17 protein-coding genes are annotated in these 14,709 nt (G+C 58.9%); 7 read left to right on the forward strand and 10 right to left on the reverse strand.

Annotation, left to right across the window (positions count from 1 at the left end):
• Window positions 1-21 precede the first annotated feature (21 nt).
• The gene (gene ansP / locus HMPREF3096_RS12510) at window positions 22-1,476 is read left to right on the forward strand and encodes an L-asparagine permease (RefSeq protein WP_070544488.1); all 1,455 of its coding nucleotides are present in this window, start codon (window positions 22-24) and stop codon (window positions 1,474-1,476) included.
• 50 nt (window positions 1,477-1,526) lie between these two features.
• Here ansP and HMPREF3096_RS12515 read toward each other — a convergent pair whose 3' ends face one another.
• Together HMPREF3096_RS12515 and HMPREF3096_RS12520 are read right to left on the reverse strand one after the other, a co-directional pair.
• Window positions 1,527-1,748 carry a YgdI/YgdR family lipoprotein gene (locus HMPREF3096_RS12515; RefSeq protein ID WP_002906779.1) on the reverse strand — a complete coding sequence of 74 codons (222 nt, stop codon included), beginning with the start codon at window positions 1,746-1,748 and terminating at the stop codon, window positions 1,527-1,529.
• A 156-nt stretch (window positions 1,749-1,904) separates the two neighbouring features.
• Window positions 1,905-2,966, reverse strand: coding sequence for a 7-bladed beta-propeller protein YncE (locus HMPREF3096_RS12520; RefSeq protein ID WP_008804698.1), 1,062 nt, complete (start codon window positions 2,964-2,966; stop codon window positions 1,905-1,907).
• Window positions 2,967-3,225: 259 nt separating this feature from the next.
• On the opposite strand from HMPREF3096_RS12520, the gene pqqU reads away from it, so the two are divergent.
• On the forward strand, window positions 3,226-5,331 hold the full coding sequence (pqqU, locus tag HMPREF3096_RS12525) for a TonB-dependent receptor PqqU (RefSeq protein WP_023322717.1): 2,106 nt from the start codon (window positions 3,226-3,228) through the stop codon (window positions 5,329-5,331).
• 72 nt (window positions 5,332-5,403) lie between these two features.
• Here the strand turns inward: pqqU and HMPREF3096_RS12530 are convergent, their stop codons facing one another.
• Window positions 5,404-5,703 carry a DUF406 domain-containing protein gene (locus tag HMPREF3096_RS12530; RefSeq protein ID WP_023322718.1) on the reverse strand — a complete coding sequence of 100 codons (300 nt, stop codon included), beginning with the start codon at window positions 5,701-5,703 and terminating at the stop codon, window positions 5,404-5,406.
• Between the two features lie 89 nt (window positions 5,704-5,792).
• Window positions 5,793-6,023 carry a hypothetical protein gene (locus tag HMPREF3096_RS29225; protein WP_046620343.1) on the reverse strand — a complete coding sequence of 77 codons (231 nt, stop codon included), beginning with the start codon at window positions 6,021-6,023 and terminating at the stop codon, window positions 5,793-5,795.
• Between HMPREF3096_RS29225 and rihA the strand changes: the two genes are divergently transcribed.
• Window positions 5,985-6,920 carry a pyrimidine-specific ribonucleoside hydrolase RihA gene (gene rihA, locus HMPREF3096_RS12535; protein ID WP_023322719.1) on the forward strand — a complete coding sequence of 312 codons (936 nt, stop codon included), beginning with the start codon at window positions 5,985-5,987 and terminating at the stop codon, window positions 6,918-6,920. The two genes, HMPREF3096_RS29225 and rihA, sit on opposite strands and share 39 nt — an antisense overlap.
• Window positions 6,921-6,982: 62 nt before the next feature.
• Here rihA and HMPREF3096_RS12540 read toward each other — a convergent pair whose 3' ends face one another.
• Both HMPREF3096_RS12540 and HMPREF3096_RS12545 read right to left on the reverse strand, forming a co-directional pair.
• Window positions 6,983-8,020: an NADP-dependent oxidoreductase gene (locus tag HMPREF3096_RS12540; protein ID WP_023322720.1), complete on the reverse strand. Its 1,038-nt coding sequence runs from the start codon at window positions 8,018-8,020 to the stop codon at window positions 6,983-6,985.
• Window positions 8,021-8,085: 65 nt separating this feature from the next.
• Window positions 8,086-8,667: a helix-turn-helix domain-containing protein gene (locus HMPREF3096_RS12545; protein ID WP_008804693.1), complete on the reverse strand. Its 582-nt coding sequence runs from the start codon at window positions 8,665-8,667 to the stop codon at window positions 8,086-8,088.
• A 162-nt stretch (window positions 8,668-8,829) separates the two neighbouring features.
• On the opposite strand from HMPREF3096_RS12545, the gene HMPREF3096_RS12550 reads away from it, so the two are divergent.
• Window positions 8,830-9,348, forward strand: a complete 519-nt coding sequence (locus tag HMPREF3096_RS12550) for a GNAT family N-acetyltransferase (RefSeq protein WP_012541564.1) — start codon at window positions 8,830-8,832, stop codon at window positions 9,346-9,348.
• Window positions 9,345-9,794, forward strand: a complete 450-nt coding sequence (locus tag HMPREF3096_RS12555) for a DMT family transporter (protein ID WP_008804691.1) — start codon at window positions 9,345-9,347, stop codon at window positions 9,792-9,794. The genes HMPREF3096_RS12550 and HMPREF3096_RS12555 overlap by 4 nt, the downstream gene beginning before the upstream one ends.
• 8 nt (window positions 9,795-9,802) lie before the next feature.
• Here HMPREF3096_RS12555 and HMPREF3096_RS12560 read toward each other — a convergent pair whose 3' ends face one another.
• Entirely contained in the window at window positions 9,803-10,036 is a 234-nt protein-coding gene (locus HMPREF3096_RS12560; RefSeq protein WP_008804690.1) for a YdcY family protein, read from the reverse strand.
• A gap of 31 nt (window positions 10,037-10,067) precedes the next feature.
• Window positions 10,068-11,666, reverse strand: a complete 1,599-nt coding sequence (locus HMPREF3096_RS12565; protein WP_012541563.1) for an ABC transporter substrate-binding protein — start codon at window positions 11,664-11,666, stop codon at window positions 10,068-10,070.
• A 269-nt stretch (window positions 11,667-11,935) separates the two neighbouring features.
• Between HMPREF3096_RS12565 and HMPREF3096_RS12570 the strand changes: the two genes are divergently transcribed.
• Window positions 11,936-13,369 (forward strand): aldehyde dehydrogenase, encoded by a 1,434-nt coding sequence (locus HMPREF3096_RS12570; protein WP_070544489.1) that lies wholly within the window; start codon window positions 11,936-11,938, stop codon window positions 13,367-13,369.
• A 12-nt stretch (window positions 13,370-13,381) separates the two neighbouring features.
• Here the strand turns inward: HMPREF3096_RS12570 and HMPREF3096_RS12575 are convergent, their stop codons facing one another.
• On the reverse strand, window positions 13,382-14,131 hold the full coding sequence (locus tag HMPREF3096_RS12575) for an alpha/beta fold hydrolase (protein ID WP_070544490.1): 750 nt from the start codon (window positions 14,129-14,131) through the stop codon (window positions 13,382-13,384).
• 88 nt (window positions 14,132-14,219) lie between these two features.
• Window positions 14,220-14,393, reverse strand: coding sequence for a GhoT/OrtT family toxin (locus HMPREF3096_RS12580; protein ID WP_008804686.1), 174 nt, complete (start codon window positions 14,391-14,393; stop codon window positions 14,220-14,222).
• A 195-nt stretch (window positions 14,394-14,588) separates the two neighbouring features.
• Here HMPREF3096_RS12580 and yncL point away from each other — a divergent pair, with 195 nt between their 5' ends.
• On the forward strand, window positions 14,589-14,681 hold the full coding sequence (yncL, locus tag HMPREF3096_RS12585; RefSeq protein WP_012968073.1) for a stress response membrane protein YncL: 93 nt from the start codon (window positions 14,589-14,591) through the stop codon (window positions 14,679-14,681).
• The last annotated feature ends 28 nt before the right edge of the window (window positions 14,682-14,709 follow it).

A 14,709-nucleotide genomic window follows, 5' to 3' on the forward strand; every position in this document is an offset into this window, starting at 1 on the left:
TGACAGGAAACTGATACATCAATGAATACGAAACACGACACTGCAGCGGAGCACCATGCTGCGAAACGCCACTGGCTCAACTCACATGAAGCGGGTTATCACAAAGCGATGGGCAACCGTCAGGTACAGATGATCGCCATCGGCGGCGCTATCGGTACCGGTTTGTTCCTCGGCGCCGGGGCACGTTTACAAATGGCAGGGCCAGCGCTCGCCCTGGTCTATCTGGTCTGCGGCATCTTCTCCTTCTTTATTCTTCGCGCCCTCGGCGAACTGGTTCTCCACCGCCCCTCGAGCGGCAGCTTCGTCTCCTATGCCAGGGAATTCCTCGGTGAAAAGGCCGCTTACGTGGCCGGCTGGATGTACTTCGTTAACTGGGCCATGACCGGGATCGTCGATATCACCGCCGTGGCGCTGTATATGCACTACTGGGGCGCGTTTGGCGATGTGCCACAGTGGGTCTTCGCCCTCGGCGCGCTGGCGATCGTCGGTACCATGAACATGATCGGCGTAAAATGGTTCGCCGAGATGGAGTTCTGGTTCGCGCTGGTCAAAGTGCTGGCGATTGTTGCGTTCCTCGTGGTCGGCACCATTTTCCTCGGCTCCGGTAAGCCGCTGGACGGCAATGCCACCGGCTTCCATCTGATCACCGATAACGGCGGCTTCTTCCCTCACGGCCTTCTGCCGGCGCTGGTGCTGGTGCAGGGCGTGGTCTTTGCCTTCGCCTCCATTGAACTGGTGGGCACCGCGGCCGGTGAGTGTAAAGATCCGGAGTCGATGGTACCGAAGGCCATCAACAGCGTGATCTGGCGTATCGGCCTGTTCTACGTCGGTTCGGTGGTGCTGCTGGTGCTGCTCCTGCCGTGGACCGCCTACCAGGCAGGACAGAGCCCGTTCGTCACCTTCTTCTCCAAACTGGGCGTACCGTATATCGGCAGCGTAATGAACATCGTGGTGTTAACCGCCGCCCTCTCCAGCCTCAACTCCGGCCTCTACAGCACCGGACGTATCCTGCGCTCCATGTCGATGGGGGGCTCCGCGCCGAAGTTTATGTCGAAGATGAGCCGTCACCACGTCCCTTACGCCGGGATCCTGGCGACGCTGGGGGTGTATGTGGTGGGGGTGTTCCTCAACTATCTGGTGCCGTCGCAGGTGTTTGAGATCGTGCTGAACGTCGCGTCGCTGGGGATCATTGCTTCCTGGGGCTTTATCGTGGTGTGTCAGATGCGTCTGCGCAAAGCGATCAAGGAAGGAAAAGCGGCGAAGGTGAGCTTCAGAATGCCGGGGGCGCCATTCACCTCCTGGCTGACGCTGCTGTTCCTGTTCAGTGTGCTGGTGCTGATGGCCTTCGATTATCCGAACGGCACTTACACCATTGGCTCAATTCCACTGCTGGCGGTGCTGCTGGTAGCTGGCTGGTTTGGCGTGCGTAAACGCGTGCATGCGATCCACAGTACGGCGCCGACGCTCAGGAAGTAACTGGCAGGACTCCCGGTTTGCCCGCGACGGACAAACCGGGAGGTCAGGATTTAGTTATCCTCAACCAGCTGCGACACGTCGCTACTGTTAATTTCCCGCTTATTACCAGACTCATCGATATAGCTGGTCATCCCCGTTTCTTTATCCAGCTGCGGCTTGCCGTGGGTGACGATCGTCTGACCGCTTTTGGTGGTCATAACGTAGTTGGACGAACAGCCTGCCAGCAGCGCCAGCATCGCACCGGCGCAAATCACCATAAATGGCTTTTTCATTTTATCTCCACTGATTACCACTGCCCGCGCAAGGCGGGAAAGCGTTAAGTGTATAACCATCTGGTTTATCAGGCCAATACGCGTTTGTAACAGAGGGTGAGGTGCCGGGCGGCATGCGGGGCGCGACCTTGACCGATCGTCGTCGCCCCGGGCATCTTACAGCGCGATGCGGATCACGTCGTCCGGCGCGGTGGCCTCTTTCTCACGGCTGGAAGCCTGTTTCACGCTGACATACAGCGTTTTGCCGTCATCAGAGAGCGCCAGGCTGTTGGGGTGAGTCGGCGTTTTAAAGGTCTTCACGATCTTGTAGCGCTTACCGTCGATAACGCTGACTTCCCCGGCCTTACGGTGCGTCACATAGGCTTCATTACGCGTCGGGTTAAACAGCACCGCCAGCGATTCCGGCGCGGCGATTTTCTCCAGCACCTTACCATCGCGGGTATCGACCACCAGCACTTCCGGCTGCTTGCTGTCGGTAATAAAGGCGCGGTGACCGGCGGTATCAAGGCTCAGGTTTAAGTAGAAATGCGCTTTGCCGTCATCCTGCAATTTTTTGCGCGACACAATGGTGTTGCTCTCGCTGTCGATGGTCAGCAGTTCGCCGTCGGCATTGGTGGTATAGAGGCGTTTCGCCTGCGGATCGATCGCCAGACCCGTCGCCATTGCCCCGGTGCCGGTAATAGTGGTTTTCAGCTTCAGGGTCGCGCCATCTACCACCCAAATCACGCTCTCTTTGCCCAGACCGGTAATGTAGACCGTGTTGGTCTGCTCATTGACCGCCAGCTCGCGCGGTTGCAGTGGGCGTACGGTTTCACTGCGCTGACGCTCGTCCAGCACCAGACGCCCTTTCACGGCGCCGGTTTTGGCGTCAATGGCGGTGACGGTGCTGTCGACGGTATTGCCAAACCACAGCGTGCCGGTGGCATGGTTGATAGCAGCGCCGAACGGCTTCAGATCGTTGTGAATAATCTGCGTCACGTCCAGGGTGGTGGGGTCAAGACGATAAACAATACCGCCCTTGTCCAGTGAGCGACTCTGCGACGTGGCGACCCATAACGCGTTCTCCTGCTGGCTGTAGGCCATTTCGTAGGCCCCTTTCCCGACGGCCTTACGCAGCATCTCATCCGCAGCGTGGGCGCTAAAGCTACCTGCCAGCAGCAGAGAGGTGAATAACAGTGAATGGCGCAGACGCGGCGCGGCAAAATGACGTAGTGACATGACGACTCCCTTTGATAAACCAGTATGTGCTGACCCGACATCGCTTCCGGCGGTAAAGTCCTGGCTTTACCCTTATTTTTGAATGCGAATAGTAATCATTATTTATCTCAAAGTGGAGCGCTAATTGTTGTTGTTCGGTAAATTCATCAGCAAGAAGCACTATCCGTTAACCAACGGCGGTTAATAATTTTCAAATGTTTTACAAACGGGGTAACATATCTACATATGTTCCATTTGGTTCGTCTCCCGAGTACTATCGATGAAAATCCTGTCCGTGCGTCACGCCGCCCTGCCGGCGCTGCTGCTACCGCTGATTGCCGCGGCCCAGACCGCTGATGAACAAACCATGGTGGTGACCGCCGCGCCAACCACTGTTTCTGAACTGGATACCCCCGCTGCCGTCAGCGTGGTCAATGGGGATGAAATGCGCCAGGCCGCCCCGCGCGTCAATCTCTCTGAATCACTGGGCGCCGTACCGGGCCTGCAGGTGCAGAACCGGCAAAACTATGCCCAGGATCTGCAACTGTCGATTCGTGGCTTTGGCTCTCGCTCCACCTATGGCGTGCGCGGGCTACGCATCTATGTCGATGGTATTCCGGCGACCATGCCAGACGGCCAGGGGCAGACCTCGAATATCGATATTGGCAGCGTCGACACCATTGAGGTGCTGCGCGGCCCCTTCTCTGCCCTGTACGGTAACTCGTCCGGCGGGGTGATCAACGTCACCAGCCAGACCGGCACCCAGCCGCCCACCGTGGAAGCCAGCAGCTACTATGGCAGCTTCGGTACCTGGCACTACGGGATGAAGGCCACTGGCGCCGTTGGCGACGGCAGCCATGCAGGCGATGTGGATTACACGGTCTCGACCAACCGCTTCACCACTCATGGCTATCGCGATCACAGCGGCGCACGCAAAAATCTGGCGAACGCCCGACTGGGGGTGCGCATCAACGATGTCAGTAAGCTGACGCTGCTGCTGAACAGCGTGGATATCAAAGCCAATGACGCCGGCGGCTTAACCGCCGACGAATGGCGCGATAACCCGCGCCAGTCGCCGCGCGGCGACCAGTATAATACCCGCAAGAATACCCGGCAGACCCAGGCCGGCCTGCGCTACGAGCGCCAGCTGAGCGCCCAGGACGATCTCAGCGTCATGATGTACGCCGGTGAACGTGAAACCACGCAGTTCCAGTCGATCCCGCGCGCGCCGCAGCTGAAACCGAGCCATGCCGGCGGGGTGATCGACCTCACCCGTCACTACCAGGGAATCGATACCCGCCTGACCCATCGCGGAGAGCTGCTGGTGCCCGTCACCCTGACCGCCGGTCTCGATTACGAGAACATGAGCGAGCGCCGTAAAGGGTATGAAAACTTTGTGATGGTCAACGGCGCGCCGCAGTATGGCGAACAGGGTGCGCTGCGCCGTAACGAACGCAACCTGATGTGGAACGTCGACCCCTACCTGCAGACCCAGTGGCAGTTAACGGACAAACTCTCGCTCGATGCCGGGGTTCGCTACAGCTCAGTATGGTTCGACTCGAATGACTACTACATCACCCCAGGCAATGGCGATGACAGCGGTGATGCCAGCTATCACAAGTGGCTGCCTGCAGGCTCGCTGAAGTATGCTCTGACCGACGCGTGGAACGTCTACCTCTCCGCTGGCCGCGGCTTCGAGACGCCGACCATTAACGAGCTGTCATACCGCTCCGATAACCAGAGCGGCCTTAATTTCGGCCTGAAGCCCTCCACCAACGACACAGTGGAGATCGGCAGTAAGACGCGGATCGGCAATGGGCTGCTCACCGCCGCCCTGTTCCAGACCAATACCGATAATGAGATCGTGGTCGACAGCAGCAGCGGCGGGCGCACCAGCTATAAAAACGCCGGCAAAACCCGTCGTCAGGGGATGGAGCTGGGGCTGGATCAGCAGTTTGGCGAGAGCTGGCGTCTGAAGGCGGCCTGGACCTGGCTGGACGCGACCTATCGCACCAACGTCTGCGACGACGCCAGCTGCAACGGCAACCGCATTCCGGGGATCGCACGCAATATGGGCTACGCCTCCTTTGGCTATCAGCCGGAGCAGGGCTGGTACGCCGGCAGCGATATTCGCTACATGAGCGACATCATGGCCAATGACGAAAACACGGCTAAAGCGCCTTCCTGGACGGTGGTTGGCCTGACGACCGGCTATAAATGGAGCTACGGCAGGATGGACATGGATCTGTTCGGCCGGGTCGACAACCTGTTCGACCGGGAGTACGTCGGGTCCGTTATCGTTAATGAGTCCAACGGGCGCTACTACGAGCCTGCTCCCGGACGCAACTACGGCATCGGCCTGAACCTCGCCTGGCGCTTCGAATAGCACGCCCCTTCCCCGCCGGCGGTGATTGGCGGGGAAGGCTTAACGATGTGGCGTTTTCCCCACGGACGCGGGTTAAAGCAGATTTCGCAGGGATAACTCGAAAATGATCTTTTCCGCCTGGCAGGAGAAAGCGATGGAGAGGTCGAGTTTAACCTCGTCGCCAGCGGCGGCGATGGTGTAATCGACCTGCGGCGGTTCACTGGCCGGCGCCGCGGCGGCAGCACGTTCGCGCACGGCGGCTACGGTGGATTCCGCTTCTTCGCGGCTCGGGAACATTTTCTCAGCCCGGTAGACGCAGTCCTCGTTATCAATGATGGTACCGACATCAATGGCGCAGCCTTTGGTGCTGCATTTATCTACTACATCTTTCATCGTAATAACCTCTCGAGTTTTCTTAAGGATAAGAATCCGCTCACCGAAAAGCAAACCATTAATATCCGTAAGGATTAGCAATTTTTCTATTATATCGCGCCGCGGCGGGCGCCAGCTTGCGCCATCGCAAGGTGAGGCAATATGACTGCCGACGATCGCCTGACGATACGCGATGCCATCGCAGCAATCGTGGCCTCCATCACACTATTCTGTACACCATCTCGTCTGCCTCGCCTCACAGCGTTAGTCTGGTCACAGAACAACGCCAATAAGGAGCTGCTATGGCACTGCCGATGATGATTGATTGCGATCCGGGACATGATGACGCGATCGCCCTGGTCCTCGCCCTCGCCTCTCCGGAGCTGGAGGTGAAAGCCGTCACCGCTTCCGCGGGCAACCAGACCCCGGAGAAGACCCTGCGCAACGTGCTGCGTATGCTGACGCTGCTGAACCGGCCGGATATCCCGGTGGCCGGCGGCGCGTGGAAGCCGTTGATGCGCGATCTGATCATCGCCGATAACGTGCACGGCGAGAGCGGACTGGATGGCCCGAGCCTGCCGGAACCAACCTTTGCCCCGCAGAACTGCACCGCCGTCGAGCTGATGGCCAGGGTGCTGCGGGAAAGCCAGGAGCCGGTGACTCTGGTGGCCACCGGGCCGCAGACTAACGTGGCGTTGCTGCTCGCCAGCCACCCGGAGCTGCACGCGAAAATCGCCCGCATCGTGATCATGGGGGGCGCAATGGGGCTGGGCAACTGGCAGCCGGCGGCGGAGTTTAATATTTTCGTCGATCCGCAGGCCGCGGAAATGGTCTTTCAGTCCGGGATCCCGGTGGTGATGGCGGGCCTTGACGTCACCCATAAGGCGCAAATCCTTCCTGCCGATATCGAGCGATTCCGCCAGATTGGCAATCCGGTGTCGTCCATTGTCGCCGAGCTGCTCGACTTCTTTATGGCCTACCACAAGGATGAAAAGTGGGGCTTCGACGGCGCGCCGCTGCACGATCCCTGCACCATCGCCTGGCTCCTCAAGCCGGAGATCTTTACCACTATCGAACGCTGGGTCGGCGTGGAAACGGAAGGAAAATATACCCAGGGGATGACGGTGGTCGATTACTACCATCTGACCGGCAATCGGCCCAATACTACCCTGATGCTGGATGTCGACCGTGAAGCCTTTGTCGATCTGCTCGCCCAGCGGTTAGCTTTTTACGCCTGACACGTCTCCCATGCCCCTTTTCCCTCACGGGAAAAGGGGCAGAGTAAGTCGGATCCGCCGGACTAGTCGTCCGCCGCGACGCGGATCACCACCTTACCGAAGTTCTCACCTTTTAACAGGCCGATCAGCGCCTGCGGCGCCTGATCCAGACCGTCGATCAGCTGTTCGCGATATTTAATTTTCCCCTCTTGCACCCAGCGCCCCATCTGCTGCTGGAATTCCGCGATCCGATGCCCGTAATCCTGGCCGATAATAAAGCCCTGCATCCGGATGCGCTTCTTGAGGATGGTCGCCATCAGCAGCGGCAGACGATCCGGTCCGTCTGGCAAACCGGTGGCGTTATAGCCGCTTACCAGCCCGCAGACCGGTACCCGCGCTGCGGTATTCAGCAGCGGCAGCACCGCGTCAAAAACCTTGCCGCCGACGTTTTCGTAGTAAACGTCAATGCCCTGCGGGCAGGCCTGGGCCAGCTGTTCGGCAAAATCATCCGCACGATGGTCAAGGCAGACATCAAAGCCTAACGTCTCAACCGCATACCGACACTTCTCCGCGCCTCCAGCGATGCCGACGGTGCGGCAGCCCTTAATTTTGCCGATCTGTCCGACCGTGGCGCCAACCGGCCCGGTCGCCGCAGCGACCACCAGCGTTTCGCCCGCCTTCGGCTGGCCGATGTCCAGCAATCCCATGTAGGCGGTGAAGCCCGGCATCCCCAGAACTCCCAGCGACCAGGACGGGTGTTTCGGGTCGTCACCCAGCTTCACCAGTCCGTTGCCGTCGGAGAGTTCATAATCCTGCCAGCCGCTGTAGCCCAGCACCCAGTCGCCGGGTTGATAATCGGCATGATTTGAGCTGACCACGCGACTCACGGTCCCTCCTACCATCACCGCGCCAATGGCCACCGGTGGCGAATAAGAAGGCGCATCGCTCATGCGCCCGCGCATATAGGGATCGAGCGATAAATAAACGGTACGCAGCAGAACCTGCCCCGGCCCCGGCGTCGGCACCTCGCTCTCTTCCAGGCGGAAATTCTCTGCCGTCGGTTCACCATGGGGGCGGGAAGCCAGTACCCAGCGGCGATGGCGTTGCGGTTGATCTGTCATAGCAAACTCCTCTTGTTAGCAGACAGTACTGAGGCTAGCTGCTTTATGCGCAACGTGCTTTACCATTAAGAGCCGGATGGCGATTGATTAAGGCGAACCACCAGATAGACGCAGGTCTCCGCGGATTCATTGATAAAGCGACAATCGTTGGGCGGGCCAAGCTCCAGACAATCCCCCTTCTGCATCTCATGACGGGTAGTCCCTTCGACAAACACCAGCTCGCCCTGCTGCAGCCAGATCAGCTGGCGGGCGAGCGCATAGGAAGAGGCCGGCATGGGCACATCGCTGCCGGGCGGCAGCTCAATCTGCACCAGATCGATCGGCAGATCGCTGCGCGGCGAGACGTGGCGGCGGAGATAGTGGCTTTGCGGGTCGTGCCACACCGGCTGGCTGGCAAAGCGCAGCAGCTTACCCTCCTGCATTTCCGCCCGGGCGATCAGCGTCGACATACTGATGCCGAAGGCGCCGGAAAGACGGCCCAGCATCGAGGCCGTCGGGCTGCTTTCGCCGCGCTCGATTTTATGGATCATCGCCCGCGAGGCGCCGGCCCGTTCGGCAAGGTCGTTCAGCGACCAACCGCGGGACTCACGCTCGATGCGGATGCGCGCACTGATGCGCTGATTGAGGTTGTCTTCTATAGTATTCATAACGTAATACTATAGTGTGCACCCACCCATTACACAACTGCCCGTCGGGCCGCGTGCTTACCGGGTCATCCGTAAAAATTATGCGGAAAACGGATGACAGCGCGATGTTCATTATTGTAATAATATCGTACTACTATAGTGTACAAAAAACTGAGGTTTGCTATGTCCATCCGCCCTGCCATTAAAGACGACTGTGCAGCGATCGCCGAAATCTATAACCACGCCGTCGTGCATACCGCCGCTATCTGGAATGATAAAACCGTGGATACCGACAACCGTATCGCGTGGTTTGAAGCCCGCCAGCTGGCCGGCTTTCCGGTGCTGGTGAACGAGGAAAACGGCGTCATCACCGGCTATTCCTCGTTTGGCGACTGGCGCGCGTTTGACGGTTTCCGCCACACCGTGGAGCATTCGGTGTACGTTCACCCCGATCATCAGGGGAAAGGGCTGGGTCGCAAACTGCTGGTTGCGCTGATCGCCGAAGCGCGTCGGCTGAATAAACATGTGATGGTCGCCGGTATTGAATCGCAGAACCACGCTTCGCTGCATCTGCATGAAACGCTGGGCTTTATCACCACCGGGCAGATGCCGCAGGTAGGAACCAAATTTGGTCGCTGGCTGGATCTCACCTTTATGCAGCTGCAGCTGGATGAGCGTCAGGACCCGGACGGCAAGGCATGAATGCGTCGCTCACCCTCGCCTGTCTGGTTGCCGCCGGCGTTGGTCTCGTGGTGCAGAATACCCTGATGGTGCGCATCACCCAGTCGGCGTCGACGATCCTTATCGCCATGCTGCTCAATTCGCTGGTGGGAATTGTTATTTTCGTGACGATGTTACTGCTGCGCCAGGGCGTCGCCGGCTTTCAGGAGCTGGCCCTGAGCGTGAAGTGGTGGACGCTGATCCCCGGCCTGCTGGGGTCCTTTTTCGTCTTCGCCAGCATCAGCGGCTATCAGACCGTGGGCGCGGCCACCACCATTGCGGTACTGGTCGCCAGCCAGCTGGTTGGCGGGTTGATCATGGATTTAGTTCGCGCCCACGGCGTGCCGGTGCGGGCGCTGATCGGGCCGGTATGCGGCGCGGTGATGCTGGTGGTGGGCGCCTGGCTGGTGGCCAGGCGCCAGTTCTGAGCGCATCTTCAGAGGATCGCGCCGCCTTTCGTCAACTGCTCGCGGCGCGCGTCCTGCTCTTCCTGATGCTGTCGCCCATGGTGGGCGATGGCAGTGCGCAGGCGCTGCTGCTGGGTATAGCGTTCCTCACGGCTGAGTTGTGGATCATCGCTCAGGGCGATCAGCAGCTCATTCATATGAGTGATAACGCCCTCGGCAAGGGTGTCATCGACTTTGACGATAACCTCATCCAGATGTGCCATCCGGTTCTCCTTTCGCTTAATTCAGCTTCGCTTAATTCAGCTTCGCTTTGGAAAAATCGCTCCCCATCATGCTCACGCGGTAGCCGCTGACGTTGCTACGGGTGGCATAGAAGGTCTTGCCGGTCGCCAGGGTGATCCACGGCGCCTGCTGGTAGAAGATCTCTTGCGCCTGTTCATAGAGTTTGGCACGCGCCTGCGGATCGCTCACCAGCAGCGCTTTCTTCACCAGCGCGTCATAGGACTTATCGCACCAGCGAGCGGCGTTGGAGCCGGTCTGGATATTATCACAGCTGAGCAGCGTGCCGGCAAAGTTGTCCGGGTCGCCGTTGTCCGACATCCAGCCATACAGGGCGCTGTCGTGCTCCCCTTTGCGCATACCGGCAAGGTATTCGCCCCATTCGTAGCTGACAATCTTCGCTTTGACGCCCACTTTAGCCCAGTCGTTTTGGATCATTTCGGCGATCCGCTTCGAGTTCGGGTTGTACGGACGTTGGACCGGCATCGACCACAGGGTCACTTCCGCTCCTTGCTCCAGACCCGCCTGCTTGAGCAGCGCTTTGGCTTTCTGCGGATCGTAGTCATAGTCCGGGAGATCTTTCTTATACCCGAGCATCGTCGACGGGATCGGTGATTTCGCCACGCTGCCGGAATCGAGGAATACCGCCTTGACGATCGCCTGCTTGTCGGTGGCATAGTTTAATGCCTGGCGCACCAGCACATTATCAAACGGTTTTTTCTCCGTGTTGAACGCCAGATAGCCGACGTTCAGCGCCTCAACCGCATGCAGCGCCAGATCTTTATTGCCCTTAATCACCGGGAACTGAACCGGCGAAGGCGCAGGAATAATCTGGCACTCGTTGGTCTGCAGTTTCGCCAGACGGGTCTCGACGTTCGGCGTAATGGAGAAGATCAGGTGCTTAGTCGGCACCTCGCCTTCCCAGTAGTGGGGATTGGCGATATAGCGGATTTGGGAATCCACTTTATACTGCTGCAGGGCATACGGCCCGGTACCGACAGGCCAGTTATCAACATTCTCCGGCGTCCCTTTCTTCAGCATCGCCTCGCCATACTCCGCCGACAGAATAGAGGCGAAGTCCATGCCCCAGTCGGCAAGAAACGCCGCGTTCGGCTCGTTAAGCACGAACTGGACGTGATAGTCATCGACCTTTTTCACCGACTTAATCAACTTATCGAGGCCCACGTCATGGAAGTACTCATAATTCCCCTGCGACACCTTGTGATAGGGATGCTGAGGATCCATCTGGCGCAGCACGGAAAACAGGACGTCGTCGGCGTTAAAATCGCGGGTTGGTTTGAAGAATTTGTTGCTGTTGAACTTCACCCCCTGACGCAGAGTAAAGGTCCAGGTTTTGCCATCCTCAGAGACGTGCCACTCGGTGGCCAGCGACGGGATCGGCGTGTTCTTCACCGGGTCAAAGGTGACCAGGCGGTTATACAGCACCTGCGAGCTGGCGACGAACGACGGGCCGGAGCTGGCGATTTGCGGATTAAAGGACTCCGGAGAGGCTTCTGAGCAGTAGACCAGTGTGTCATTGCCTGCGGCCCAGGCGGTGCCGGCCGGCAGCAGTGCGCTCAGCAGCAGCGCCAGCGTGGTTTTCCCTGTAGACATGGTTATAAGTCCTGATTATTGATTATAAGAACCGTAATATCAGCACAGGCGCCCGCCCCCGGCAAATAATCAATGGCTATCACCTTATGCAAATCACGCTGAAATCGCTGGTTTAATCGGCGTAGCGCTGTTTTTTACGCCAGCAAGTGTCGGGATGTTGTGAGCCACACATAATTCCTGCAAAAAAATGTGCGATAACCGCCCTGCTCACGCTCACCATCAGTAGTGCCCGGTACACTGGGGGAACCGCAGAACAAGAGGTTTCCACCATGACAATCACCTGCAATCTGTACATTGACGGCCAGTGGCACGATGCCGAAGGCCGCCGCACCTTTACCCGACGCCACCCGGCCCACGACGACGTCGCCTCGATGGCCGCGGCCGCCAGTCTCGCCGACGGCAAACGCTGCGTCGAAGCCGCGGCCAAAGCCTTCCCGCTGTGGCGTGATACCTCTCCGGCGGAACGACGCCGTTTACTGCTCGACGCGGCGGAACATATGCTGTTGCGGGAGGCTAAATTTATCGCCGCCATGGCGGCGGAGACCGGCGCGACTGCGCACTGGGCCGGCTTTAACGTTCATCTGGCGGCCGATATCCTGCGTGAAGCGGCGGCGCTGACCACCCAAATTGAAGGGCAAATTATTCCTTCCAACGTGCCGGGCAACCTGGCGATGGGCGTCCGCCAGGGGGCGGGGGTGGTACTGGGCATGGCGCCGTGGAACGCACCGCTGATTCTGGCTACCCGGGCGCTGGCAACGCCGCTGGCCTGCGGCAACGCAGTGATCCTCAAGGGCGCGGAGCTGTCGCCGGCCACTCAGGGACTGATTATCGACGCCCTTGACGCGGCGGGCTTCCCACCGGGGGTGGTGAACTATCTTACCTGTGCGCCTGAAGATGCGCCGGCGCTGGTGGAATCGCTGATCGCCCACCCGGCGGTGCGGCGCGTTAACTTTACCGGATCCACGCCGGTGGGGCGGATTATCGCCCGCACCTGCGGGCAATATCTTAAACCGGCGGTGCTGGAGCTCGGCGGTAAAGCGCCGCTGCTGGTGCTGGACGATGCTGATATCGAGCAAGCGGCGGCGGGCGCGGTTTTTGGCGCCTTCGCGAATGCCGGCCAGATCTGCATGTCCACCGAGCGCATTATTGTCGACAACGCCGTAGCAGAGGTGTTTATCCCGCTGCTGGCCAGGCGCGCCGCCGCCCTGCCCGCCAGCCTGACGGGGCCGGTGGTTGATATGAACACCATCATCCGCTGCAACGCCTTAATCGACGATGCGTTAGCCAAAGGCGCTCGCCTGCTAACCGGTGGTAAAGCCAGCGATACCCACATGGCGCCGACCTTGCTGGACGGCGTGACCCGCGAGATGCGGCTGTGGAACGAAGAGTCCTTCGGCCCGGTAAAAGCGATTATTCGGGTTAAGAATGAAGAAGAGGCGCTGACGGTAGCCAACGACAGTGAATACGGTCTTTCCGCTGCGGTCTACAGCCGCGACAGCGCCAGAGCGTGGAACGTGGCGCAACGTCTGCAAACGGGCATTTGCCATATCAATGGCCCAACGGTGCATGATGAAGCGCAAATGCCGTTTGGCGGCTGCAAAGCCTCGGGCTATGGCCGCTTTGGGGGTCGGGCCGGCATCGCGGAATTCACCGAGCTGCGCTGGATAACACTCCAGACCCAGCCCCGCGAACTCCCTTTCTGAGCCGGTATTCTTTTAACCCTGGCTGGCAATGATCTGCGCCAGCCCTTGCGGATTCTCCCACGCCATCGAGTGCCCCCCGCGGGGCACAATCCCGACCGGGATCCCTTGCGCCTCAGCCAGGTCAATATCGGCATAAGGCAGGGAGAGCTCACCGACGATGAGCCTTTTTTGACAGTGCAGCTGGCAGAGCTGAGTAAACCAGGGGGTATCGCTGCCACGCATCAGGCTGCTGGCGGCCCGCCAGACGGCCCAGGGCGCGCTGTTTTGCAAACAGCCAGCCCATGGCGAGCGCTCCTCAGCCAGCATTCTGGCATAGCCTTCGGCAATAAAGGCCGCCTCTGTCTGCGCCGCAATGCGCCTGCTGTACTCACCGCCGCCGGCAAACAGATTGGGTTCAGAGACCAGCAGCGTGGTCACGCGCTCGCCCAACAGCCCCGCCGCTTCGATGGCGATGCTTCCTCCCATGCTATGACCGAACAGCGCGAAGCGCTGCAGACGCAGGTGGTTAAGTAGCTGCTCCACGACCCGCGCTTGAATATGTATGTTGTAACTAAAGTCGTGCGGTTTATCGCTGTAGCCGAAGCCTGGCAGATCGATGAGTATTTTACGCCGTCCGTTCAGCGCAGGATCGCTGGCGACGCGGGGATAATCGTAGGATGACGCACAGCCGAGACCGAGGATAAACACCACCGGGAGGCCATCTCCCGGAAGATCGAGCCAACGCAGCGTGGCGCCTGCGACGGAAGAAAAGAAACCGTTCACCTGTATGCCTCCATGATAAGGTTACTGGTTTTTTATACAGTAACCTTACCCTTTCCGCCACCCTTTTCTGCCGTCCGGCATCTGAGGGTTAAAACAGCGAGACGAGCAGCGCCATCGGAAAGCTGAACGGCCAGGTGGCGCCGATCAACAGGGCCGCCAGCAGGCGGATCACCCGGCTCTCTTTGGTCAAAAACCAGCTAATCACGGCGCATATCACGCCCATAATGGCGTAAAACACCAGCATTTTTTGATATAACGTCATTCTTACTCTTCCTTCCCTGAGGGGCGTTCCATGGTGGGATGATTATCTGCCATGACGTCGTGATTCAGAGATACCTGTATAACAAATTCTGAAACGGGCTGAATATTGAGAATAAAGCCTGATTCGTCTTAATCCGATAGCGCAACCGCAGGTGCCGTACTATACCTTTATGGACTTACTCATTAAGGTGGCGTTATGGATGTCTCCAGCAAAACCGTCATTCTGATTAATGTCTGCGCCGCGTGCGTACTTATCAGCCTGCTGTCCGTGAGATTTGGCTGGTTTTAATGATTTTACTCAGCAACGAAACCTAAAA

The organism is Klebsiella sp. HMSC25G12, assembly GCF_001807705.1.
Taxonomy (GTDB): Bacteria; Pseudomonadota; Gammaproteobacteria; order Enterobacterales; family Enterobacteriaceae; genus Klebsiella; species Klebsiella variicola.